Genomic DNA, 25,203 nt, shown 5'->3' on the forward strand with positions numbered 1-25,203 from the left:
CCCGTCACATCCCGCTCAGGCCGCTATCCACCGCGAGGGTCTGCGCAGTCACGTAGACGCTTTCGTCCGAGAGGAAGAACAGCACGGCATAGGCGATCTCCCATGCGGTGGCCTGGCGGCCGAAGGGAACATGGCCCTTGCCGCGGTTGGGGCGGCCGGCGCCGGCCTCGCGGCCGTTGGGAGTGTCGACGAGGCCGGGATAGACGAGGTTGGCGCGGATGCCACGGCGCGATCCGAGATGGGCGATGTTGCGCATGAGGCCGCCGAGCGCGGCCTTGGAGGAATCGTACACCGCCATCTGCGAGCCGGCCTTCAGCGCGGCGATCGAGGAGATGAAGACGATGGCGCCGCCATCGTCGAATTTCGGCAGCGCGGCGCGGCAGCACAGCATGGGGCCGCGGACGTTGACGTCGTAGATTCTATTCCACTCCTCGGGGCTGATCGCGTCGAGCCCGACCTTGCCGAAGGTGCCGATGTTCAGCACCATACCGTCGAGCCCGCCCATCACGCGGTTGGCTTCCTCGATCATGCGCTGAACGTCGGCTTCGGAGGTCACGTCGGCCGCGATGGCGAAGCCCTCGCCGCCTTCATCGGTGATGCGTTTGACGGTCTGCTCGGCAGAGGGGCGATTGAGGTCGGCGACCGCGACCTTTGCACCTTCGCGAGCGCATAGAATGCTCATGGCGCGGCCGTTGCCGATCGGGTCGGTGGCGGCGTCGAAGACGCGCTGGCCGCCGCCGACGACGAGGATGCGGCGCCCTTTCAAGCGCCCCCTGCCCGGCGCTTCGCCCAGCGATTCCGCACTCGGCGGACGGACATAGCGCTCCGGCTTGCTCTCGGTCTCCGCCATCTCAGCCACCCGGCCTCTTGCCGCCGTCATAGACCTTCATGCCGGCTGCTGGATCCAGATCGGTCTCGGTGGCCTCGGTCAGCCGCGCCATCATCATGTAGAAGCCGAGCGCAACGATGGATTCGACGATCTCCTGGTCGCTGAAGTGGTTTCGCGCAGCAGCGAAGGTCGCTTCCCCCACACGGACGTTCTCGACCACCTCGCGGCCGAACTTCAGCAGCGCACGCTCGGCCTCACCCAGCGCGGCGGCGTCGTAATCTGCGCGTTCGATCGCATCGATCTGTTCTTGCGTACAGCCGACGCCGAACGCGATCGGCACGTGCTGGCGCCATTCATAGGCGCCGCCTTCGAGCTGCGCGGCCTGCAAGATCAGCAGCTCGCGGTTGACGGCCGAAAGCTTCTGCTTGTGCAGAATCGAATTGCCGAGCCGCATCGCCGGGATCATGTTGGCCTCGGCGTGGGCCATCATGCGGAAGATGTTGAGCTTGACCGGCATGCGGTCGAACGAGGCGCGGATGTCGCCGCTCGTCGTCTCCGGATCAATCAGGGGCAGCCTTGCCACGCGTTTCTCCCTTGGGCTTTCGTTTCTTGTTGTCGCCGTCATTCCCTGCCGCGATCAGCGACAGGAAGAAGGCGAGATAGCGGTCGATCGCCTCGATCACGTTCGCCCGCGGCGAGGGCACCGCGCCCATCACGTAATGCTCGAGCCGGATGTAGATCAGCCCGGCCGCGAACAGCCGCGCGGTCTCGCGCGGATCGGGGGTGGAAATCAAACCGGCTAGCGCAAAGCCGCGGAAGTAGTCCGTCATCAGGTTCTGCTCGCGCGCGTAGAAATGGTCGGCGAACTTGGCGCGGATGCCGGGCACCCGGTTTCGTTCGGCGGTGATGACCTTCTGGAACTGGTGCTCGCGCGGATCGGACCATTGCTCGACGAGGTCGAGCGCGAACTGCCGGCAGAACGCGGCGGGCTGCCGCGCGAGCTGCCTGTAGCGCGGCTCCTCCAGCCGGCTCGCCGAGCTGGCCGGACCATGCTCGGCAACGATCGCCTCCAGGATCGCGGCCTTGCCCGGGAAGTGATTGTAGAGGCTGCTCTCGCGGATGCCGACGCGCCGGGCGAGCTCGCGCATCGAGGCGCCGCCATAGCCGCTTTGCGCAAATAGATTGAGCGCTTCGGACAGGATCCGCTCGCGGGTCGTGGGCGCAGCCGCTTCCGCCGCGCTGGAGGTGTGGACAGCCATGCGGCTTGACTAACGAACGATCGTTCGCTAGTCAACCGTACGAACGATCGTTCGTTTCGCCAGTCTGGCGGCAACGGTCGCGGCCCGCAAGTTCGCTTTCGGGCAATGTTCTCGCGTTTCAACTCCGCTCCATCGAGAGGCGGAGAGCAATTTTGGGAGACGACGTCATGGCGCGCTTCGCCCGCCCTCGGCTTTATGCGGCTTGCATCCTGTTGCCGCTGCTCGCAGCAAGCACTGCCCAGACCCAAAGCGCGAAATACGATCCCGGCGCCGACGACAAGACCATCAAGATCGGCACCACCGCGCCGCTGAGCGGCCCGGTGTCGGCCTTCGCGCAGATCGCGAAATCGGCGGAAGCCTATTTCCGGAAAGTCAATGACGAGGGCGGCGTCAACGGACGGCGCATCCAGATGATCATTGCCGACGATGCCTACAGCCCGCCCAAGACGGTGGAGCAGACCCGGCGGCTGGTCGAGAGCGAGGAAGTGCTCCTGATCTTCGGCGGCGTCGGCACGCCGACCAACAGCGCCGTGCACAAATATCTCAACGAGCGCAAGGTGCCGCAGCTCTTCCTCGGCTCCGGCGCCGCCAAGTGGGACGACCCGAAGAATTTTCCGTGGACCGTCGGCTGGCAGCCGACCTATCGCGACGAGGCGATCGCCTACGCCAGATACATCAAGGCGAGCCACGCCAATGCCAAGGTCGGCGTGCTCTACCAGAACGACGATCTCGGCAAGGATTATCTGAAGGCGCTGGAGGAAGGGCTCGGCAGCGGCGAGGCGATCGTCGCGCGGGCGGCTTACGAGACCTCGGCCCCGACCGTCGACACCCAGATCCTGCAATTGAAGACCGCGGGCGCCGACGTGGTGCTGGTCGCGGCGACGCCGAAATTCGCGGCGCAGGCGATCCGCAAGATCGGCGAGATCGGTTGGAAGCCCGTGACCATCATCTCTAACGTCTCGGCCTCGATCAGCGGCGTGCTGGAGCCGGCGGGCAAGGACAATTCCACCGGCGTCATCTCCAGCCAGTATCTGAAGGACGCGACCGACCCCGCGCTGAAGGACGATGCAGGCTACAAGGAGTGGCTGGCGTTCATGGACAAGTACATGCCGGAGGCCAACAAGAGCGACTGGCTCAACGTCTACGGCTACACCATCGCGCAGACGCTGGTGACGGTGCTGAAGGCATCAGGCAGCGACCTCACCCGCGCCAACGTCATGAAGCAGGCGACCACCATGAAGGACGTTCGCCTGCCGATGCTGATCAACGGCACCGCCGTGAGCAATTCGCCCGAGCGCTTCACGCCGATGACGAGCCTTCAATTGATCCGCTTCGACGGCACGCGCTGGGTGCCGTTCGGTGACCTCCTGAAGAACTGATCATGCGGGGGTTGCGGATCGGCAGCATGCGGGTCGATCTCGTCAGCGAGATTCCCGCGCTCGCGTTCGACAAGAGCTGGTTGTTCGCCAACATCACCGACGATGTGATCGCGGAGAACCGGAGCTGGCTCGACCACCGCTATATCGAGCCGGAGACCGGTCGCTTCATTCTCAGCCACCACTCCTATCTCGTGCGCACGCCGCGCTGGACCGCGATCGTCGACACCTGCTGTGGCAATCACAAACCGCGGCCGCGCGTGCCGGCGTGGAACAACCTGAACCAGCCCTATCTCGAAAATTTGCAGGCGCTGGGCGTCGCCCCCGAGCAAGTCGATTTCGTGATGTGCACGCATTTGCATGTCGACCACGTCGGCTGGAACACGCGGCTTCACGATGGCCGCTGGGTGCCGACCTTCCCCAACGCGCGCTATCTGATGGGGCGGGACGAGTACCGCCATTTCGAGGCAGCGCACAATGTTGCGCCGAACAACCCGGTGAATCACGGCTCGTTCGCGGATTCCGTGCTGCCGGTGGTCGCGGCCGGGCTCGCCGAACTCGTCGAGAGCGACCACTGCCTGTTCAGCGATCGCGACGCGGCCCTGCGCTTCGCGCCGGCGCCAGGCCATACCGCCGGCAACATGCAGATCCACCTCAACGGCGACCACGATCACGCGGTGATGTCCGGCGACGTCATCCATCATCCGATCCAATGCGCCGCGCCGTGGCTGTCGAATGCCGCCGACGTCGATCCGGCTGCGGCACTCGCAACGCGGATGGCGCTGCTGGAGGAACTCGCGGACACGCCGAGCTACCTGCTCACCGGCCATTTCCCGGCGCCGACTGCGGGCCGCGTGATCCGGCACGGCGAGACCTACCGATTTCGTTTCGAGGACTAGACCATGAAGCCGAGTTCGATCGGCGGCCCCGGAGTTCACCTCTCCCCAGCGGGGAGAGGTCGGATTGCGCAGCAATCCGGGTGAGGGGCCGCAATGCGAAGCGAGACCGTAACCCCTCACCCGGATCGCATCTTCCGATGCGACCCGACCTCTCCCTATGGGAGAGGTGATCCGAGCTCGTGGCTCGCAATCGATTCAACCAAAACCTATTCATCTTCAGGAGATGCCACATGATGCTGCGCACGGTCACGCTCTCTTTGCTCGCATTGCTGTCGGCGGGATTGCCGGCACGCGCCGAGGACCCTGCCGCCTACCCCACCCGCAAGATCAAGATGCTGCTGCCCTATGCGGCCGGCGGCGGCGGCGACGTGGTCGGCCGGCTGCTTGCGGACAGGATGAGCAAGACGCTCGGACAGAGCATCTATATCGAGAACCACACCGGCGCCGCCGGCACGCTTGGCACGCAGATGGTCGCGACATCTCCGAATGACGGCTACACCATCACCGTCGGCGGCATGACCACGCATGTGCTTGCCCCCGCGATCTATCCAAAACTGCCCTACGATCCGATCAAGGATTTCACCACCATCGGCCGCGTCGGCACCTCCTCGATCATGCTGGTCGCGACCAAAAACTTCGCCGCCAATGACATCAAGGGCCTGGTCGAGCTGGCCAGGAAGGGCGAGCCGATCCAGTACGGAAGCTGGGGCGTCGGCTCGACCGGTCAATTCTGCGCAGAGATCCTGATGCAGCAGACCGGCATCAAGATGGACCATGTGCCGTTCAACGGCATCGCAAAATTGGCCGGCGATCTGCTCGGCGGCCACATCTCGCTGGCGACGCTCGACGTCGCCACGGCGACGCCGCTGGTGAAGGACGGCTCGATCAAGGCGCTCGCCGCCTGCGGCGAACGTTCGCCGAGCCTGCCGGATGTCGCCAGCTACAAGGAACAGGGCGTGCCGTTCGATCGCAGCCTGTCCTGGGCGATGTATGCGTCGGCGGGGCTCGCTCCGCCGACCGCGCAGAAGCTGTCGGCGGCCCTGAAGGAGGCGCTCGGCGACGAGGTGGTGAAGCAGAAACTTCTGGGCCTCGGCATCACGCCGCAATTCGTCCCCGGCGACGAGCAGCGCGACATCAATGCCCGCGACATCACGGCCTGGAAGCAGGTTGCCAAGGATGCCGGGATCGAGCTCAAGTGAGCGGCTGGGCTGTCACGTACGAAGAAGACGTGGCGGGCAGCTTGCCTGCAGCCCATCCTTCGAGACGCCCGCCTATGGCGGGCCCTCAGGATGAGGTCACGTCTTGCGGCAAGATTTCAGACCCGCATGGTGAGGAGCCCGCCAAAGCGGGCGTCTCGAACCACGCACGCCGTGCTCATGCGGCAGCCCTCCGCTGGTCGTATGCGATAGCGCTGAACTGATTGAGAGCAGAAAAAGGAGCGCGGGCATGAGCCGCATCTTCGGCGCGGTGCGCCAGAATGGATATGTGGTGCGTGACATCCACGCCGCGATGACGCACTGGATCGAGGTGATGGGCGTCGGACCCTGGTACTACATGGACCGCGTCAAGATCGATTGGTTCCGCCATCGCGGCCAGGATTCCGCCGTCGAGATGAGCATCGCGCTGGCCAATTCCGGCGATCTCCAGATCGAACTGATCCAGCAGCGCAACGACGCGCCTTCGCTGTACAAGGAGTTCTTGGACGCCGGGCACGAAGGGCTCCAGCACATGTCGTACTGGAGCCACGACTATCAGGCGCTCTACGACAGGGCGCTCGGGCTCGGCTACAGGATCGGCCATGAGGGCCAGATCGGCGGCGACAAGGGCCGCTTTGCCTATTTCGACACGCAGGCCCATCCGGGCACGGTGATCGAGATCTCCGACATCAGCGGCACCAAGGGACCGTTCTTCGAAAAGGTCCGCCAGGCCGCGATGAACTGGGACGGCACGCGGCCGATCCGCGAGGTCGGCGGCGGAAAATCGTAAGGCTCGATGTCCGGCTTTGCCGATGTTCGACGCCGTCCTGGGCCGGTCTATTTCACATCCTTGCCGGCGCATCCGTGGTAAGGTTTGGCCTCACGTCCGAACCTTCAGCGAGGCAGGCATGTCCGACACTGACAAGGTTTTCGCCGGCTCCATCCCAAAACTCTACGATGAGCATCTCGTCCCGATGATCTTCGCCGGCTACGCCGACGACATCGCAAGACGCGTCGCCGCGCTCTCGCCCTCCGTGCTGCTCGAGATCGCGTCCGGCACCGGCGCCGTGACGCGCGCCGTGGCGGCGGCTTTGCCGGGCCGCGTCCGCTACGTTGCGACCGACCTCAACGAGCCGATGCTCGCGGTCGCGGCGCAGCGTCAGGCGGGCGATAACCGCATCTCCTGGCGCCAGGCGGACGCGTTGGCGCTTCCGTTCGGCGACGCCGAGTTCGACGTGGTCTGCTGCCAGTTCGGCGTCATGTTCTTTCCGGACCGCGTCAAGGGCTATTCGGAAGCAAAGCGCGTCCTGAAGCCCGGCGGCACGTTTCTCTTCAATGTCTGGGACCGCATCGAGGAGAACGTGTTCGCCGATGACGCAACGGCCGCCCTGGGTAAGCTGTTTCCCGACGATCCACCCCGCTTCATGACGCGGACACCGCACGGCTATTTCGAACAGCCGATCATACGGGCCGATCTCGCACGCGCAGGTTTCGGCAACGTCTCGATCGAAACGCTGGCAGCGACCAGCCGCGCAGCGACGCCCGACCTCGTGGCGTTCGCCTATTGCCAGGGTACGCCGCTGCGCGGCGAAATCGAGGCGAGAAGCGGCGGCGATCTTCAGGCCGCGACGGACGCTGTCGCCGCTGCGATCCGCGCGCGCCATGGGTCCGGACCGGTCGAAGCCAAGATCCAGGCCCTGGTGATCACGGCGCGGGCATGAGCCTGCACCGCAGGCAAGCCCGGCTTCTTCACCAGAAGCCGCGCTGCATCGGCTGCGCCGGCTGATAGTACTGATATTGGCTGCGGCGGCGCGGATTGGCCGGCTGCACGTAGGGATCGCGCTGCTGGAAGAAGAAGCCGAAGCCGTTACCGCCGTTGTCCCAGCCGTCGTCGCTCGCGATCATGGCAGGCGCGGTCGGCTTGCGCGTGATGAAACCGCCCTGCGGCTCGTTGCTCAGCACCGCGACGAACTCGGTGCGGTAATTGGTCTCGCTGCTCAGGGGCTCATCCGAGACGACGATCGACGAGCGCGGCAACGCGGTCGGTCCGATGCGATCCCACACGTCCTGCGGGATGGTGATGCGGTCGAGCGCATTCCTCGCCTCGTCGCCGTTCTCGATCGTGACCACGTTCCAGCGCAGGCCGGTATCGGTCTTCGCCATCGCCGTGAAGATATGCGTGCCGAGCGGCTGGTCGGGATTGCGGATCGTAACGGGAACCTCGATGCTGGTGTCGAACACCTCGCCGCCGCCGTCGGGCGCCGGCTTGTGCGTGTTCCGCCGCACGTAGAGCTTCTGCGTGGCGCGGCTGATGTAGACCGAGACCGGCTCGCCTGCGAGCTTCGCGTCGGTCGCCGCCTTGACGGCGTCGGCTTTCCGGGTCGCGGCCGCCTTCGCGGCTTCCTTCGTGGCGGCCACCGCATCGCGCTTCTGCTGCGCGGCGGCCCTGGCGGCGTCGAGCTGCGTCGTCGCGTCGGCCGCCTTGGCCTCCGCCTTTTGCTTCAGCTCCTCGGCCTTGGCGCGGGCCTGATCGGTTTTGGCGTTCGCAAGCATCTTGTCGGCGAAGGCGAGCCCGGCATCTGCGCGGGCCTTCAGCTGTTCCAGCTTGCGCAGCGCGGCGGGAAGCGAGGCAGCTTCCTTCGCGGCAGCGGAAGCGGCCTTCTTGGCCGCATCGGCTGCCCTCGCGGCCTCCTCGGCCTCGGCGGAGAGCTTGTCGGCCAGGCCGGGCACTGCCGCGATGGCGTCCGGCTTCGGCACGAACAGCGAGGGGTGGGAGAAGTCGGTCGGGACTGCGTCGTGCGGCGAGATGATCACGCGCATCCCGATATTCGTCTTGTCGAACAGATTCTCGGCAAAGCCGAACGGCATGCGCACGCAGCCGTGCGAGGCGGCATAGCCGGGCAATGGTCCGCCATGCAGCGCGATACCGTTCCAGGTGATGCGCAGCATGTTCGGCATCCAGGCATCGTCATACATGGTCGAGCGGTGGTCCTTGTCCTTCTCGACGATGGCGAACACGCCGGCCGGCGTCTCGCGGCCCGTGGTGCCGGTCGACACCGGCGCGCGCATGATCCAGCCGTCGGCGTCGTAGAAAGTAACCTGCTGGCTCTTGATCGACACGATCGCCATGATCGGCTCGCCGGCCACACGCGGCGCCACGGCCTCGGCCGCCTGGCGCGGCTGCTTGGCGGCGGTTGCCGGGGTCGCGGTCAATGCGCCCATTGCCGCCAAGGCCACAATTGCGGAAGGGCCCCAACGCCGCATCGCCACGATGGATTTCGCCGTCGTCAGTCGGTTTTTCATGCCATCCTCGGTCGAAATGCCAGTCCGCCTGTGTCGATCACGCGTCAGATTGGAATCATTGGATTAAGAAATCGCAGCTGCCTTACGTTCCGTCTGTGGCGAGATTCGGCACGTTCCCGCGATAAATCTCTCATATACGACGGTCTGCGCTGGCGAAAGACGGCCTGCGGCCGAGGCTGGTCCGAAGCTGGCATCAATCGCTGCGGCAGAATGTCCGGGCACGCCCTGGTGCAGCCTTACGGGCCGACGTCGGACGGCACGCTCGCTAAGCGCCGAGCGCCTTGCGGTTCAACGTTCGCAGGAAACGCAGCGACAACGTCCGCACATTCGCAACATTCAGCAACCAGGCCGCAGCCGCATAAGCGAGGCCGCCGGCGAGACTGACGATGGCGAGCGGCACGAGGCCGGTGCCGCCCGCCTGCGATCGCGCGATCAGGATCGCGGCCGCCATCGCGGCTGCGGAGACGGCAACACCGGCGAGGCGGTTGAACTCGAACGGGACCGGGTGGGCCCGATGCATCAGAACGACGGCAGCGAGGAAGCCGATCGCCTCGGTCGCCAGCGTTGCCAGCGCCGCGCCGTGGAGGCCATAGCCGGGGATCAGCGCGAACATCAGGATCACGCTGACCACGAGCGTGAGGAAGGACTGCGCCGACAGCATGAAGGGCCGCTCGGCGAGCTGAAAGCTGATCTGCACGTAGAACTGATTGGCGATACCGAAGGAGCGGGCGAGCACAAGGGTCGGCAGCAGCGCCGAGACGCCGGCGCGGAAGTCGACGCCGACCAGCGTGCCGGCCACCTGGTCCGCGGCGAGCGCGAGCCAGACCGCAACGGGTGCAACGACGACGAGCAGGAGCTCGAGGCTTTCGGTCAGCCGCTCGCGTGTCGTCTCGCCGTTGTTCTCGGACAATGACCGGAACACCAGCGGCACGGTCGCCGCGGCAACGCTGGATGCGATCATGACCATGAACTGGCGCGGCAGATCGGCGGCAACGCCGAAGATGCCGGCAGCGTCCTTGCCGAGCAAATAGGCGACAATGAGCCGGTCGGAGGCCGAATAGACGGCGACGGACAATCCAGCCAGCGTCAGAGGCAGGCCATAGCGCGCCAGCTGCATGAACTGGCTGCGCTGGAAGCGCGCGATCCTGGTGCGGTCGCCGACGAGATTCAGGATGATGCCCGCAAGCGACCCCAGACCAAACGCGGCGAGCAGTCCCAATCCGCCCCAGCCGAGCCAGATGCCGAGCAGACCGAAGCCGACGCTGGAGACGCTGCGCACGATCGAGATCGCCGCGAACCGGTAGGGGCGCAATTTGGCGCGCTCGAACTCCTGGCCGACATCGACCGCGTTGGCCATGATCGCGACGAACATGCTGGCGAGCAGCAGCTCGACACTGACGTCGCTGCGGAACAGGACAACCAGCGGAGTGGTGGCGCAGAGCACCGCGGCCGTGAGGGCGAAGGCGACCATCGCCGTGCCGCGGAAATCGACCTCCGCCGACATCGCCTGATAGCGGGACACCGACAGCTTGATCCAGGCGAAGAAGATCGCGCCCAGGATGCCCGCAAGGCTGATGCCGACGACATAGACGCCGTACTCCGCAGGGCTCAAGAGCCGCGTATAGGCGGTGACAGCGAAGAAGCCCACCGCCGCGGGCAGGATGTAGGCGACCAGATAGATCGAGAAATGGCGGTTCAGCATGCGGGCACGGGACCGTTGGCGGCCATCAGGATTAACGAGACGTTAAGGCAGTTGGACTTTGGTGTGACAATCGGATTGCGCCGCTGGCATCGGCGAAGATAGCTGCATAAGCCTGCAAATCGGACCGCGAATGGAGCGAGCGCGCGGTTATCGCGCGTTAGCGTTAAATTTGCCCTGTCCTTGAAGCGGCCGGTGCGATCACGGAAAAGAAGCAATGATGGCGAAACGTCGCTCGACTCCTCCGATGCGCTGATGTGACCGACATGGACGTTGCCGAACCAACCCGGCTGAAACCGGCCTCGCTGCCGCGTCGCGGCACCAACGTGCCTGCGGTTCCTTCGGATTTCGGCGCAGGAGGCCGCGACAGGATGGTCCTCAACCTCTTTTTCGAAGAACGGGACGACCGCTGGTTTCCCGGCGACCGTCATCTCCGGCCGCTGCTGCGACGTTTGCTGCTGGGCAAGTCTTTCATCAGCGGCCAGCGGCGCGTCCTGCTCAATCTGTGCGCAGGCCTCGATCGGCTCGGCATCCGCTACCGCGTCAACGACTATCGCCACATCCGGAAGCACCCCGAGGAACTGGCCTGCATCATCGGCCGGCCGTTCGTGCTCGACTGGTTCGAGTGGAAGAACCCGCTCCTGCTCGGCGTCGCCATGTATGACCACCCGATCGATGCGCCGGAGAGCCTGAAGGACCTCGATGTGAGGCGCGTGCTGGTGCCGTGCGCCTGGTATGCCGACATGTTCCGCCCGCACTGGCCCCACGTCGGCGCCTGGCCGGTCGGCATCGAGACCGATCTCTGGACACCCGCGCCGGCGGATCGGAAGAGCGTCGACGTGTTGCTCTACGACAAGGTCCGCTGGGATCAGGGACGGTACGAGCGAGAACTGATCGAGCCGATCCGCAGGCATCTCGAGGCAAGCGGACGTACCGTCGAAGTGATCCGCTACGGGCACTACAAGGAAGACGATTACAAGGCCGCACTGGCGCGTTGCCGCAGCATGGTCTTCCTCTGCGAGCACGAAAGCCAGGGCATCGCCTGCCAGCAGGCGCTGTCGAGCGGCGTTCCCGTCTTTGCCTGGGACCGTGGCGGACCGTGGCAGGATCCGAAATATTTCCCGGACAAGGTGAGGTTCGAAGGCGACGTGTCCTCGGTGCCCTATTTCGACGGGCGCTGCGGCATGACCTTCACCGATGGGAGCGGATTCACCGCAGGCTGGGACGACTTCTGGTCACGCGTCGGCGCGGGGGACTTCGCGCCGCGCGACTATGTGCTGGACCACCTGACGCTCGAGAAAGGCGCGCTTCACTACTACGAGATCGCGGAAGCGGCGATGCAGCGTCACGCGTGACCGGGCTCGACAGACGCGAATTTCTCCTCGGCAGCGCCGCGGCCCTCGCGGCGGGCGCATCTGCGTCCGCCGTGCCGGCATCGAAACGCGCCCAGCGCCGGCCGGGCTATGGCGCTGCGGCGACGCTCTGGGACCTGCAAGCCGATCCCAGGCTCGGCGAGGCCATCAGCACCTATTGCACCCAGGTGGTTCCGGTGCTCGAGTTGAAATGGCCGATGCTGCGGCCGGACGCGCATACGTTCGCCTTCGAACGCGCCGACGCGATCCTTGATTTCGCGCAATCGAACGACCTGACGATGCGCGGCCACGCGCTCGCCTGGTATCACGACATTCCGGACTGGACCAAGCAGATCAAGGATTCCAAGGGCGTCGAGCGCGCGTATCGCGATCACATCGGCACCGTCGTCTCCTATTACAAGGACAAGCTGACGTCGTGGGATGTCGTCAACGAGCCGATCCCGGACAATCCCCGCAGTCCGAAGGACCGGCGCGACACGTTCTGGACGCAGCATCTGGGTCAAGGCTGGATTCCGCTGGCGTTCCGCACGGCGGCTGCGGCCGATCCCTTGGTCAAGCTCGCGATCAACGAATACGACATCGAGTCGGCAAAGGACTCGTTCATCGCCAAGCGGGCAGCCTATCGCAACCTCATCATGGACCTGCTCGACCAGGGCGTTCCGCTCCACGCCGTGGGCCTGCAATCGCATCTGCACGCCGAGCTCGAGATCGACACGCACGGGCTCGCCGCGTTCGTGGCCGAGCTGCGTTCCTGGGGGCTAGAGGTGCTGGTCACCGAGCTCGACGTCGACGACCAGAAGCTGAGCGGCAATCCGGCCGAGCGCGACGCCATCGTCGCCAAGCGCGTCGACGATCTCCTCACCGCGATCTCGACCAGCGGCCCGGTGCGCTCGATCCTGACCTGGGGCATCTCGGACCGCTACAGCTGGATCAACGGCACCTTCGCCCGCAAGGACAAGCAGCCGAACCGCCCGCTGCCGCTCGACGGCGAGTTCAAGCCGAAGCCGTTCATGGACGTCATCAGCAAGTTTACGAAGGACGCCTGAGGCGCCGATCCTCAGCGTGTCTTCGGCGTTTCGAACGCGGGCGCATCTCCGATGTGATCGGGAGCCAGGCTCGGACTGCGACGGTCGCGCGAGGAGAGGCGGAACACGTCGCGGATGTCGTCGATCGAGGTCGACGAATAGGACTGGATGCAAAGCGCGACCTGCTTGGGCGAGGCCGTGCGCATCATGGCCTCGATCGCCGGGCGGTCGAGCGGCGTGTCGTCCCAGTGCGAGACCGCGATACTGTCTTCCGTGACCCGATGGGCCGCCAGATGCTCAGGCGAATTGGCGACGAAATTGCCATACAGCAGGTATTCGGAGAACTTCTTCTTCCGGCACAGTGCCAGCGCCCAGCCGAGGCCCGTCGCCGACTTGATGGCGTTGGTCATCGCACGCGCGGTGCCCTTGTCCCAGACCAGCGCGTTGTCGACATAATCGTCCGCCGGGAACGAGCGCTCCTTGATACCCAGAAGCTGATCGATGGTGCGGAGCCACACGCCATGCACCGGGTGGTCCGCGCCGATCGCGCTGCGGGTGACGAAGAGCGGTGTCTTCTCGCCGCCGGCATATAGGCCGACGTCGAATTCGCGGAAGAACAGATTGTCCGAATCCAGGATGCAGACGCGCTGCTCGGGCGCATTGAGGACCCCGGCGATCTTCAGGATCTGCTGGATGTGCCAGCCATGCACGGGTGACGACAGCAGCGAGAGCCAGACACGCCGGTTGCTGAGGAACTGGAGGGCCGGCGGCACCGCGAACAGCCATTTCGGCAGGTAGCGCGAGGCCGGAACGATGACCCGCTTGTCGGAGGCGAACCGCGCGAACAGCGGAACGTCCTCATCGTTAACGAGAACATAATGCCGCGTATATCCCGACAGCCAGGTGTCGATGCTCTCGCTGAGCAGCGAAAAGCGCTCGATATCCTTGGCGTAGCTGGCAGTCAGCAGGGCAACGGAATGCATGGCGCGCGCTCGAATGGCAGTCATTCCGCACTCATAGCGGCAATGGGGGGCGTTGGAAACTTGCGATCGCAATCAAGGTAAAATGAAACGAAGTATTAGCCATCCGCCGGCAGCCCCTGCGCGAGGCTGCGAAAGCGCAGCGGTGCCAGGGCCGATGCTCGCTGCCACCAGTCGGCGACGCGGTCATCGAGGGCGGTCGTGCCGCGGCCCTGGCCGGGAAAGATCCGGATCTGCTGGATTGCCTCGGCTTCAAACCCCCTGCCCTTGCGCGTGATCCTGAGCGCCGCGCCTTCGCGATCCCGCTGCGTCAGCGGCACCAGGAGGCGGCCGCGCGGACGGAGCGACTGGAGCCAGAGCGGGTGCGGTTGCGGGAAGCCGGCATGCACGATGATCACGTCGGCGGGCTCGCCGACGTCCTTGCATCCGTCGCCGTTGACGACCGTGACGTTGCGATATCCGTGCAAGTGGCTCGCTGCTCGGGCCGCGAGCCGCTCGTCGCATTCGATCGCACATACGCTGCCCCTTGGACCGACCATCTTCGACAGCACCGCGGAGAAATAGCCAAGTCCGCAGCCGATCTGCACGACGCGGTCCCTCTCCCTGACGTCGAGAACGTCGATGAGATGCGCCCACAGGCTCGGCAAGCCGGTATCGAGCTTGCGGCGAGCGTCGATCGCGACCAGCACGTTGTCGTAGAGATGAACGGGATCCGCGTCGGGCGTCAGCCGATAGCTGCGCGCCGCCTCGCTCTTGATGCGCCAGGGCCCCTTCGACAGAAAATCCTCGCGCGGAACGGTGGCGAGCGCCTCGAGCAGGCGGTGCGAGGAAATCCGCTCGCGCCTGGCAATCCGCTCCACGTAGCGCGCACGCGCGGCGGCAAGATCGCGCATGTCACAGATCGGCCTGTTCGCGCGCGGGCGTGTCGGTCCCGAGCTCGGACACGAGCTGCATCGCCTGCTTCAGGTCGGGCGTGTTAAAACCTTCGCTGAACTTGCCCACGACCGGCGCGAGGAGACTTGCGTGCTCGCGCCTGCCGGCTTCGATCGACAGGCGCCCGAGGCTGACGGCGGTGCGAAGCTCCCAGGACAGCGCACCCTGCTTGCGCGCTGTCGCCAGCGACTGGGCGAACAGCTCCTCGGCCTCCTGTACCGAGGCCGGATCGCCATCCGACAGGATGATCTCGCCTTGAAGGCGATAGACCTCGGCGAGGTAGGAATGATCACCGGTCCGCCGCGCGATTGCGAGCGCGCCGTCCAGCGCGCGCAAGGCGGCATCCCGCATCCCGATCTTGGCGTAGGCTTCCGCGAGCAGGCAGCGGAACCAGCAGCCGGCGAGCCAGGAATCCATCGCCTCGTACTCGTCGAGGCCGAAGCGCATCTGGCTGAGGCCTTCGTCGGTCTCGCCGAGCTGCGTCAGCGCCCAGCCGCGCAGGATCGTCGCCTGCTGCTTCCAGTGCAGGAAATTGTGCTCGCTGGCGATGATCATGGCGCGGTTGGCGTGGTCGCGCGTACCCTCGACGTCGCGCAGATGCTGGCAGAGATAGGCGCCAAACACGAGCGCAAAGGCGAGCGTGAAGGGATGGCGGATCTTCTCGGCATTGGCGATCGCCTGCTCGCTGTGCTGGCGCGCCGCGTCGGGCCGGCCGAGGAACCAGAGGAGATAGCCGAGATAGGACCGCGAGACGACGCCGGGATCGGTGCCGTGCCGCTCCATCAGGTCGGAGTGCAAATCGGGGCTGTAGAGATTGATGCAGCGGTGCAGATGATGCTGTGAGGCGGCAAAGCGGCCGCGATAGAGCATGGTCATCGCGATCGCACGGTGCGCCTCCATCAGATACCCGGTCTGCTGCGCCGGCTGCGAACGCTCGCTCAGCCGCTGCCGCTTGGCGAATCTCAACAGCTCGACGCTGAGATCGTGCGCGCGGGTGAGATCGGCGCGGATGAAATGGCACACCCAGAGTCCGCGAGTGGCTGCGAAGACCTTTTCGTCGTCATCGAGCTGATGGCCGAGCTCCAGCGCGCGGATGTAGTTTTCCTCGACTTCCTGCACCGCATAGCCCTTGGCGGCAATCAGCGAATTGCCCAGTGCGATGCGCAGCTCGAGCTCCATCTCGTCGGCCCCCGGTATGCCCGCGCTGGCGTGCACGACGCTGAGGCCGCGGCGCAGATGGCCGATTGCCTCCAGGTTGGCGCCGCTCCTCGCCGCCTGCTTGCCGGCCTTGAGCCAAAAGCTGGCGGCGCCCTCGCTCTGGCCGGATTCGGTCAGGTGATGGGCGAGCAGCTCCGGCTCGCGCTCGGACTTCTCCGGATACATTTCGGAAAGCACCTGGACGATCCGGGAATGCAGCTTGCGCCGCTCGCTGTGCAACAGGCTCGCATGCGCGGCGTTCTGGATCATCACGTGCTTGAAGGAGTAGAGCGCGTCCGGCGGATGGCCGCGGCGCATGATCAGCCCCGCCTCCTCCAGATGATTGAGTGCCGCCACGATCTGCTCGGCCGGCGTGTTGGCGACGGCGTGCAGCGTCTCGTAGGAGAACTCGCGACCTATCGTGGCGCCGATCTGCGCGATCCGCTTGAACGGTCCCATCCGGTCGAGCCGCGCCATCAGCGAGTCGGTCAGGGTTGCCGGGATTGCGAGCTGCCGCCACGGCCCGGACAGCACATAGCGCCCGTGCCGCTCGGTCAGCAGGTCGGATTCGAGAACCGTCTTGGTCAGCTCTTCCAAAAACAGCGGCACGCCGTCGGTCTTGACGATGATCTCCTCGACGACCTCCTTGGGCAGCTCGCGTCCCGCCACGCGCTCGACCAGCGTCGTGCGCAGTTGCCGGCTCAGGCGGTTCAGGACCACGGTGGTGATGTGTGAATGCGCGTTCCAGCTCGGCTGGAATTCGGAGCGCGCGGTGATAATGACCAGGATCGGCCGGTTCTGCACCCGATCGACCAAAAGGTCGATCACTTCGCGAGACGTCGGGTCGATCCAGTGCAGGTCCTCGAACGCGATCACCAGCGGCATCTCGCGCGCAAGGCCGAGGAAATGGTTGACCAACGCCACGACGGTCGCATCCTTCTGCTGCCGCGGCGACAGTTCGAGCGGCGGATAGCGGTCCCCGGTCGGTATCGACAGCAGCGCGGCAAACAGCGGCGTGACCTGCTCGATGTCGCCATGTGCGGCGGCGATCGCGGTCTCGAGGCTCGCGAGCGACAGCGCGGACGACTCCTCGCGATCGAGGCCGAGGGAAAATTTGAGCTGGTCGACGAACGGATGGAACGCCGTGGAGGTGTAGTAGGGCGAGCATTGGAGCGAGACTTGTCCATGGCGGTCGCCCGATATCCGCTCGAAGATTTCCTGGATGATGCGCGACTTGCCGATGCCGGGCTCGCCGAACTTGACCACGACCTGGCCGTCGCCGTCCTTGGCCTGCTGCCAGCGCCCCATCAACAGCGCGATCTCCTCCTCGCGGTTGACGAGCGGCGTCAACCGCGAGCCCCTGGCGGCGGCGAAGCGGGTCTCCACCCGCGAGGCGCGCACCACGTGCCAGGCCTGTGCCTTCTCGGGGATACCCTTCAGGACATGGACGCCGAGATTGCGGTAGTCGAACTTCCCCTTCAGCAGCGACTGCGTCGAGGCCGAGATCACCACGCCATTGGGCGGCGCCAGGGCCTGCAGGCGCGCAGCGAGATTGACGGTTTCGCCGACCGCGGAGTCGCGTTCTTCGGTGCCCTGGCCGACGAGGTCGCCGACCACGACGAGGCCGGTCGCGATCCCGATACGGACGGCGGGTGAATGGCTGAGCGCACCGCGCTGCTCGACCGCGTGCGCCGTCGACAGCACCCGCACGATCTCGAGCCCGGCGCGCACCGCGCGCTCGGCATCGTCCTCATGTGCGGTCGGATAGCCGAAATAGACCAGGATACCGTCGCCGACGAAACGGGCGGCAAAGCCCTCATAATGCTTGACCACGCGAACGCAGGTTTCGCGGAAGCCCGCAATCATGTCGCGGACGTCTTCGGGATCGAACTGCGCGGACAGCGAGGTGGAATCCACCATGTCGCAGAACATCGTGGTGAGCTGGCGCCGTTCGGCTCCGACCTCCGCCCGTGCTTGCGGACGCACCGCCTCGATTGGCGCCTCCGCCGTTTCCGCTCGAAACAGCGCCGCCATCGCCCGCTGGATCCGCTTGCGATCGCCGAGCGGCAATCCGAGTTCGACCAGGTCGGATTCGGTCAGGTCCCCGATCACGTCGAGATCGAGACGGTGCTGCGCGAAGAGATCGGTGTAGTGACCGAGGCCGATACCGTCGAGCCAGCGCTTCAGCTCGCCTTCCGTCCCCGTGCCCGGCTCGTTCTCCAGCATAGTGATTCTGCCCGACCATCACTCCATCGAAGGGCTCCGATGCCCCTCAACCACAGATTTTGGGGCTCAAACTTCACCTCAGACTGGACGCGTTCCCCAACTTCTTGGAAGAATAGCCCAATCGGATCAAAAGGGAATGGCGTTGTCGGACATTGCATCCGGAGCAGACGAAGGATCAGCCGGTGCCACGGCCGAAACGAAGATATTCGCGCATATCAGCGGCCTTCTCGAGTTCTACGCGCGCAGGACACCGGCGGCGCCCGCACTCCTCGCCCCTGGCCGACCGGTTCTCACCTACCGCGCCTTGGGCGACCGGACGCAGGATCTGATCGGCACGCTGCGCGGGCTCGGCATCGCGCCTGCGGACCGCATTGCAGTTGCACTGCCGCGTGGCGCCGACAGCGCGTTGGCATTGATCGCGGTCGCGTCGGCCGCCGTATGCATCCCCGTCAGTCCGGATCTGACGGCGGACGAGCTGCAACGCTATTTCAGCGAATTGAAGCTGGCGGCGCTCGTGACCCGGGCCGACATGAACTCGGCGAGCCGCGACGTCGCCAGGGCGCTCGATATCGCGGTGATCGATTTCGTGCCGGGGCCGGAAGACGATCTCGGCGGTTGCGCGTTCATCGGCCCGCCGGTCGGACCGGCGAGCACCAGTGGTCCCTCGCGCGGCGACGACGATGCGTTCATCCTGTTGACGTCAGGCACGGCGGCGCGGCCGAAGATGGTGCCGCTGACGCATCGCAATGTCTGCCTGTCCGCTTACAATGCCGGCCATGTGCTGTCGCTCACGTCGCGCGATCGCCTGCTCAACGTCCTGCCGTTGTTTCATGCCCATGGCTTGATCTCCGGCCTTCTCACGGCGCTGGCCGCCGGCTCCAGCGTGATCTGCACCGACGGCTTCGATTCTTCGTCCTTCTTTGGCTGGATGCGGGAGCTGCAACCGACCTGGTACACGGCGGTACCCACCATTCATCGCGCATTGCTGACGGCGGCGGAGGCGAACCCGGACCGTGCCCGACCGTCGTCGCTGCGCGTGATCCGCTCCGCCTCGGCCTCGCTCGCGCCTGCGATTCTTCGAGGGCTGGAGGCGACGTTCGGCGTTCCCGTGCTGGAGACCTACGGGATGACGGAAGCGGCTTCGCAGATCGCGGCCAATCCGTTCGAGCTGCGCAAGGTCGGATCGGTCGGCCGCGCCGCCGGCCCCGAGATCACGATCATGGACGACACGGGCCGCACGCTTGCAAGCGGCACGCGCGGCGAGATCATGCTGCGCGGGCCCAACATGAGCCGCGGCTATTACAATGACGAGGCGGCGACGCAGGCTGCGTTCCGCAATGGCTGGTTCCGGACCGGCGACCTCGGCTATCTCGATGCCGACGGCTATCTCTTCATCGTCGGCCGCATCAAGGACGTCATCAACCGCGGTGGGCAGAAGATCTCGCCGCTGGAGGTGGAAGAAGTTCTGCTCGGCCACCCGGCGGTGCTGGAGGCCGGCGTGTTTGCCGTGCCACACCCGAAGCTCGGCGAGAACGTCGCCGCCGTCGTGGTGCTGCGGCCGAATTCCGAGGCCACGTCCGACCAGCTGCGCCAGTTCGCACGAAAGCGGCTCGCAGCCTACAAGGTACCGAGCCTGATCCGCAGCGTCGCGGCACTGCCGAAGGGCGCCAGCGGCAAGGTCAAACGCGGTGCGCTCGCCGGACTGATTGCAGCAGTGGACGGCCGTGACGAGACCCGGCTGCCGCGCAATGCGATGGAGACCCAGCTCGCCGAAATCTGGGCCGGTCTGTTGGAGCTGCCGCAGCTCGGCGCCGACCAGGATGTCTTCGCGCTCGGCGCGGACTCGCTCGCGGTGACGCAGATGCGCTCGCGCCTGCGCGAACGCTTCAATGTCGAGTTCTCGTTCGAGGACATCTTCGATTGCACCACGGTCGCAGCACTTGCGGCACGGATCGAAACCGCCGCAAGCCGGCGCGAGGCGGCGCTGCCGGCGTGGCGCAACGCTGCGGGCGCAGACGCACCGCTGTCGTTCCAGCAGCAGCGGATGTACGTCCTCTCGCGGCTCGACCCGACCCGCTACAATTACAATGTCGTCGAAGTTGCGCTCCTCGACGGCCCGGTCGACGGCGCCGCGCTTTCTGCGAGCCTCACTGCGATCTGCACACGCCATGAGGCGCTGCGCACAATCTTCATCGAACGTCGGGGCGAGCCGGTGCAGCTTGTGCTGTCATCGCCGCCGCAACTCGCGCGCGTCAAGCTCAGGCCCTGCCCTGCCGGCAAGCGGCTCGCGGTTGTCCGGCGCGAGGCGCTCAAGCTCGCGCAACATCCGTTCGACCTGGCTCACGAGCCGCCGCTGAAGGTCACGTTGCTGTCGTTCGACGGGAACAGCCATGCGCTGCTGGTCAACGTCCATCATCTCGTCACCGACGGCTGGTCGCAGCGGCTGTTCTGGCAGGAGCTCGCCGTCCACTACGCCGCGGCACGCAAGACGCACCCGGCCGCGCTGCCTCCGCCTGCCTTCCAGTATCGCGACTTCGCGCTCTGGCAGCAGAGCTGGGCGCAGACGCCGGCGGCGAAGGAGCAGCTCGATTATTGGAGGGCCCAGCTCAACGGCGTCACCACGCTGCCGCTGCGAACGGACCGGCCCAGGCCGGAGATCTGGAGCGGTCACGGCGCGCGCCACTATCTCGAATTTTCCAGAACGCTGTCGGGCGACCTGCGCGCACTGAGCCAGAGCCAGGGCGTCACGCCATTCATGACGCTGCTGGCGGCCTTCCAGTGCCTGTTGTTCCGCCACACCTCGCATGAGGATGTCGCGACAGGCTCGCTGATCGCCAACCGCAACCAGATCGAGAGCGAGCGCCTGATCGGGCTGTTCGCCAACACCCTGATCCTGCGCAACGATTTCAGCGGCGATCCGAGCTTCGGCGAGATGTTGCGGCGGGTGCGACAGGTCACGTTGGACGCCTACCGCAACCAGGACCTCCCGATCGAGGAAGTGTTGCGCGCGCTCCAGATCGCGCGCCGCAGCGACGGCAATCCGCTGTTCCGGATCATGTTCATCCTCCAGAACGCCTCGATCGAGGCGGCACGCTTTCCCGGCCTGTCAGCACGGCGGCTGGAAATCGATCCGAAAGTGGCGCGCTTCGACATTACGCTCGAACTGGTCGAGGCCGATGGCCGCTTCAGCGGATTCTTCGAATACGCCACCGACCTGTTCGACGCCGCGACGATCGCAGGCATGGCCGCGCAGTTCAGGACGCTGCTCAAGGCCGTCATCGCCAATCCGGAACAGCGCATCTCGCGCCTGCCGCTGCTGACCGAGGCCGAACGCCGGATGTTGCTGGCGAAAGGCCGGGGCGTGCCGGCCAATTTCACTACGCGCGGCAATTTGAGCGAACGCTTCGAGCGTCAGGCGAGGAAGACGCCGAACGCCGTTGCGGTGTCGGACGGCCGCACGTCCCTGAGCTATCGCGAGCTGGCGCATCGCAGCCTGGCGGCCGCGCGCTGGCTGGCCCGTGAGGGTATCGGCGCCGAGAGCGTCGTCGCCTTGCTCGCGGAGCGCGGGCCCGACCTGCTCGCCGCGATGATCGCGGTACAACGCGTGGGTGCGGCCTTCCTCAATCTCGATCCCGACCAGCCGACCGCCCGGCTCACGACCATGCTCGGATCGAGCTGTGCCCGCGTGCTGCTGACCGGACGGGCTCAGTTCCCCATGGTCGAGGCACTGCTCGAGCCGCTGGTCGAACGCATGCAGGTGGCCTCGCTCGAAGACGCGATTGCCTCGGGGGTGACCAAGCCCGCTCGCGCCGCACCGCGGGCCGCCTCCAGCCTCGCCTATCTCGTCTATACGTCGGGCTCCTCCGGCGCGCCGAAGGGCGTCATGATCGAGCAGCGCGGCCTGTCGAACCACCTCGCTTCGCTGATCTCCGAGCTCAACCTCTCCGCCGGGGACGTGATCGCGCAGACCGCGCCGCAGAGCTTCGTCATCTCGGTCTGGCAATTCCTCGCCGGGCCGATGGTCGGCGCGCGCGTGCATGTCTGCGGCAACGCGATCGCGCGGGACCCGATCCTGCTGGCGCGGGAGATCGAGCGCGAGGGCATCACGGTGCTCGAGATCGTGCCTTCGCTGCTGCGCGTCATTCTCGATCGCCTGGACGAAGTGCCGATGCTGCGCGCCTTCTCCAGGTTGCGTCTCTTGATCTCGACCGGAGAGCCGTTGCCCGTCGAGCTCTGCCGCGCCTGGTTCGCCCGCTGTCCGAAAGTGCCGCTGATCAATGCCTATGGCGCGTCGGAGTGCTCTGACGACGTCTCCCTGCATCGCCTGACCAAGGCCCCGGCGGTCGCGACCGGCAACGTTCCGGTCGGCGCGCCGCTGCCGAACACCCAGCTCTACGTGCTCGACGCGAACCTCCAGCCGCAACCGATCGGCGTGACCGGCGAGCTCTGCATCGGCGGTGCCGGCGTCGGCCGCTTCTATGTCAACGATCCCGCGCAAAGCCGGCAGCGTTTCCTCCCCGATCCGTTCTCGCGCCAGCAAGGCAGCCGGCTCTACCGGACTGGCGATCTCGCCCGGCGCCGCGCCGACGGAACGATCGAATGCCTCGGCCGTGCCGACCTCCAGGTCAAGATCCGTGGCCATCGTATCGAGCTCAAGGAGATCGAGAACGCGCTTGCCGATCATCCCGGCGTTCGCGCCGGCATCGTCGAGCCGCGCCGCGAGGCGAGCGGCGATATCAGGCTGATCGCCCATATCGTCGCAAAGCCCGGCAGCCGGAGCAGCGCCAGCGAGCTGCGCGAATTCCTCAAAGCCAGGCTCTCGGCCCACGCCATTCCGTCCGCCTTCCTGTTCCTGGATCAGGTGCCGCTCAACGCCCATGGCAAGGTCGACCGCTCCGCGCTGCTGGCCTCCGCCCCGCCGGAAACGTCCGGGCCGGACGCGGCCGTGCCGGCGCGGCGCTTCACCGAAAAGGTGCTCTCCGACATCTGGGTCGACCTGCTGAAGCTCGATAGCATCGGTGTAACCGACAATTTCTTCGATCTCGGCGGCCATTCGCTGCTAGCCGGCCAGACGATGGCGCGCGTTGCGCGCGCGCTTGGCGTGTCGCTGCCGATCAAGACCATCTTCGAGGCTCCGACCATCGAGGAGCTCGCTCGGCGGGTCGACGAGGCCGTGGCGGCGCAGCCGCACAAGCCCGTCGCAGGCGTGCCGCGATTGGCCGCGAGCGGGCCTCCCGCGCTTTCCATCGCGCAGGACCAGATGCTGCGGATCGAGCGGAATCTGCCGGAGCTGCCGTTGTTCAACCTGCCCTTCGCCTTCCGTCTAGAGGGCCTGCTCGATCCGGCCGCCCTGGCAAAGGCGATCGATGATGTCGTGCGCCGGCACGAATCGCTGCGGACCGCGTTCACCTGGAACGGCGAGGAGCCCGAAAGCCGCATCGTCGCGCCTCGCGCCCTTGCCCCCGTCATGACCGTCGAGACGATCGGCGACGGTCAGCCCCACAACAACAAGCGGCGGAGGGCGCTCGAACTCAGGAAGATCGATCTCCTGATCGAGCAGGAAGCCCACACCTCGATCGACACCACGCACGCGCCGCTGCTGCGCGCCCGGTTATTGCGGCTCCACGACGACGATCACGTGCTCTTGCTGACGCTGCATCACGCCGTTGTCGACGGCTGGTCGATCGGCGTGCTGTTCGAGGAATTGTCGAGCCGGTATGCGGCGCTGGCCGGATATCCGTCGGCGCCGCTGCCGAAACCGCCAGCGGCTTATTCGGCTGTCGCGCGCTGGCAGCGCTGGTGGTGCGATACCGACGCCGCCCGCCGCCAGGCGTCAGACTGGACGGAGAATTTGCGCGGAGCGGGCCCCGTCTTCGACGGCGAAGCGCGCCCGGGCGCATCCACCGGGCACCATCCGGTCAGCCTCGAGCGTGAACTGGTCGGCCGGCTGACGGCGTTCGCCGGCCGGCACAATTGCACGCTGTTCATGTGCCTGCTCACCGGCCTGAAGGGCATGCTGCTGGCGCGGACGGGCCGCACCGACATCGCGGTCGCGACCGCCATGGCCAATCGTGCCCAGCCGGACACCGACCGCATCATCGGCCCGTTCGAGAACACGGTGATCGTCCGTACGACGATCACTCCGGAGCTGTCGTTCGCGCAGGCCCTGGTGCGGGTGCGCCAGAGCGTGCTCGACGCGCATGCGCGACAAGAGCTGCCGTTCAGCATCCTGGCCGACCATCTGGAGCGGGAAGGGATCGATCCGGCCTCGCTGCTGCAGGTCTATTTCACGCTGCAGAATCCGCTGCGCCAGCCGCTCGATCTTCCCGATCTCGCGACAACATCGATCGGCAACGTCGCGCGCGAAGGCCAGCCGGTGCTGCCGATCGACCAGACCCGGCTGTCGCTGATGCTCAAGGAGCGGCCGACCGGCATCACCGGCTCATGCAACTACAAGCGCGAATTGCTCGAGGGCCGAATAGTCGGCGAGTGGATGGAGGATCTCGTCGCGCTGCTGACGGCGGCCGTCGCGCAACCCAACACACCGCTCGGCCGGCTACTCGCACGCAGGGCAGCCTGAGCGGATTACGTCGCGGACGAGTGCGGATTCACGTGCGAAGGCTGTGAATGATCAAGTTGCGTCTTGATTATTTGGCGTCGCCGCGCAAGATTATTCCCGCGCTTCGATTTGGACGATTGTTTTCAACCGGGGGAATATTATGGGTTTCGTCAAATTTACCAAGGGCACCTCGTTGAGCGACAAGGACCGCAAGGCCCTCCAGAAGCTGCTGACCAACGAGAAGAAGAAGCTGCAATCCGCGCTGAAGGACGTCGACGCCAGCCTTTCGATGCTGGGCGGGTCGAAGAAGACCAAGAAGAAAAAGAAGTAGAATTCGCCGGCCGGGAGG

Annotated in this window: 17 protein-coding genes; 9 read left to right on the forward strand and 8 right to left on the reverse strand. The window is 65.9% G+C overall.

Annotated features, from left to right (window positions below; all coding sequences use genetic code 11):
- Positions 1-4 precede the first annotated feature (4 nt).
- From EDE08_RS35375 to EDE08_RS35385, 3 genes are read right to left on the reverse strand one after another with little or no spacing between them, the layout of a single operon-like run.
- On the reverse strand, positions 5-850 hold the full coding sequence (locus EDE08_RS35375; RefSeq protein WP_165936368.1) for an SDR family NAD(P)-dependent oxidoreductase: 846 nt from the start codon (positions 848-850) through the stop codon (positions 5-7).
- Position 851: 1 nt separating this feature from the next.
- A complete protein-coding gene (locus tag EDE08_RS35380; protein WP_165936359.1) occupies positions 852-1,412 on the reverse strand; it encodes a carboxymuconolactone decarboxylase family protein in 561 nt (186 codons plus the stop codon).
- A complete protein-coding gene (locus EDE08_RS35385) occupies positions 1,390-2,088 on the reverse strand; it encodes a TetR/AcrR family transcriptional regulator (RefSeq protein ID WP_131874595.1) in 699 nt (232 codons plus the stop codon). The genes EDE08_RS35380 and EDE08_RS35385 overlap by 23 nt, the downstream gene beginning before the upstream one ends.
- Positions 2,089-2,255: 167 nt before the next feature.
- Here EDE08_RS35385 and EDE08_RS35390 point away from each other — a divergent pair, with 167 nt between their 5' ends.
- The 5 genes from EDE08_RS35390 to EDE08_RS35410 all read left to right on the forward strand — a co-directional run bounded on the left by EDE08_RS35390 (position 2,256) and on the right by EDE08_RS35410 (position 7,280).
- A complete protein-coding gene (locus EDE08_RS35390; RefSeq protein WP_131874594.1) occupies positions 2,256-3,467 on the forward strand; it encodes an ABC transporter substrate-binding protein in 1,212 nt (403 codons plus the stop codon).
- 2 nt (positions 3,468-3,469) lie between these two features.
- Positions 3,470-4,363, forward strand: a complete 894-nt coding sequence (locus EDE08_RS35395) for an MBL fold metallo-hydrolase (RefSeq protein WP_131874593.1) — start codon at positions 3,470-3,472, stop codon at positions 4,361-4,363.
- Positions 4,364-4,593: 230 nt separating this feature from the next.
- Positions 4,594-5,562: a Bug family tripartite tricarboxylate transporter substrate binding protein gene (locus tag EDE08_RS35400; protein WP_165936360.1), complete on the forward strand. Its 969-nt coding sequence runs from the start codon at positions 4,594-4,596 to the stop codon at positions 5,560-5,562.
- A 247-nt stretch (positions 5,563-5,809) separates the two neighbouring features.
- Positions 5,810-6,349 (forward strand): VOC family protein, encoded by a 540-nt coding sequence (locus EDE08_RS35405; protein WP_131874592.1) that lies wholly within the window; start codon positions 5,810-5,812, stop codon positions 6,347-6,349.
- Positions 6,350-6,467: 118 nt separating this feature from the next.
- Positions 6,468-7,280 carry a class I SAM-dependent methyltransferase gene (locus EDE08_RS35410; protein WP_131874591.1) on the forward strand — a complete coding sequence of 271 codons (813 nt, stop codon included), beginning with the start codon at positions 6,468-6,470 and terminating at the stop codon, positions 7,278-7,280.
- A 28-nt stretch (positions 7,281-7,308) separates the two neighbouring features.
- On the opposite strand, the gene EDE08_RS35415 is transcribed toward EDE08_RS35410, so the two are convergent.
- Both EDE08_RS35415 and EDE08_RS35420 read right to left on the reverse strand, forming a co-directional pair.
- Positions 7,309-8,862 (reverse strand): L,D-transpeptidase, encoded by a 1,554-nt coding sequence (locus EDE08_RS35415; RefSeq protein ID WP_131874590.1) that lies wholly within the window; start codon positions 8,860-8,862, stop codon positions 7,309-7,311.
- Positions 8,863-9,127: 265 nt separating this feature from the next.
- Positions 9,128-10,564 (reverse strand): lipopolysaccharide biosynthesis protein, encoded by a 1,437-nt coding sequence (locus EDE08_RS35420; RefSeq protein WP_131874589.1) that lies wholly within the window; start codon positions 10,562-10,564, stop codon positions 9,128-9,130.
- Positions 10,565-10,827: 263 nt separating this feature from the next.
- On the opposite strand from EDE08_RS35420, the gene EDE08_RS35425 reads away from it, so the two are divergent.
- Positions 10,828-11,916, forward strand: a complete 1,089-nt coding sequence (locus tag EDE08_RS35425; protein WP_131874588.1) for a glycosyltransferase family protein — start codon at positions 10,828-10,830, stop codon at positions 11,914-11,916.
- Positions 11,913-12,980, forward strand: a complete 1,068-nt coding sequence (locus EDE08_RS35430; protein ID WP_131874587.1) for an endo-1,4-beta-xylanase — start codon at positions 11,913-11,915, stop codon at positions 12,978-12,980. The genes EDE08_RS35425 and EDE08_RS35430 overlap by 4 nt, the downstream gene beginning before the upstream one ends.
- Before the next feature lie 11 nt (positions 12,981-12,991).
- Here EDE08_RS35430 and EDE08_RS35435 read toward each other — a convergent pair whose 3' ends face one another.
- The 3 genes from EDE08_RS35435 to EDE08_RS35445 form a co-directional block, all read right to left on the reverse strand.
- Positions 12,992-13,942, reverse strand: a complete 951-nt coding sequence (locus tag EDE08_RS35435) for a DUF6492 family protein (RefSeq protein ID WP_131874625.1) — start codon at positions 13,940-13,942, stop codon at positions 12,992-12,994.
- 95 nt (positions 13,943-14,037) lie between these two features.
- Positions 14,038-14,832 carry a protein-L-isoaspartate O-methyltransferase family protein gene (locus EDE08_RS35440; protein ID WP_131874586.1) on the reverse strand — a complete coding sequence of 265 codons (795 nt, stop codon included), beginning with the start codon at positions 14,830-14,832 and terminating at the stop codon, positions 14,038-14,040.
- A gap of 1 nt (position 14,833) precedes the next feature.
- Positions 14,834-18,295 (reverse strand): ATP-binding protein, encoded by a 3,462-nt coding sequence (locus EDE08_RS35445; RefSeq protein ID WP_131874585.1) that lies wholly within the window; start codon positions 18,293-18,295, stop codon positions 14,834-14,836.
- Positions 18,296-18,431: 136 nt separating this feature from the next.
- Here EDE08_RS35445 and EDE08_RS35450 point away from each other — a divergent pair, with 136 nt between their 5' ends.
- Positions 18,432-24,875, forward strand: coding sequence for a non-ribosomal peptide synthetase (locus EDE08_RS35450; protein ID WP_131874584.1), 6,444 nt, complete (start codon positions 18,432-18,434; stop codon positions 24,873-24,875).
- A 139-nt stretch (positions 24,876-25,014) separates the two neighbouring features.
- Positions 25,015-25,185 carry a hypothetical protein gene (locus tag EDE08_RS38745; RefSeq protein ID WP_165936361.1) on the forward strand — a complete coding sequence of 57 codons (171 nt, stop codon included), beginning with the start codon at positions 25,015-25,017 and terminating at the stop codon, positions 25,183-25,185.
- Positions 25,186-25,203: the final 18 nt, after the last annotated feature.

This window comes from Bradyrhizobium sp. R2.2-H (assembly GCF_004346455.1).
Taxonomy (GTDB): Bacteria; Pseudomonadota; Alphaproteobacteria; order Rhizobiales; family Xanthobacteraceae; genus Bradyrhizobium; species Bradyrhizobium diversitatis.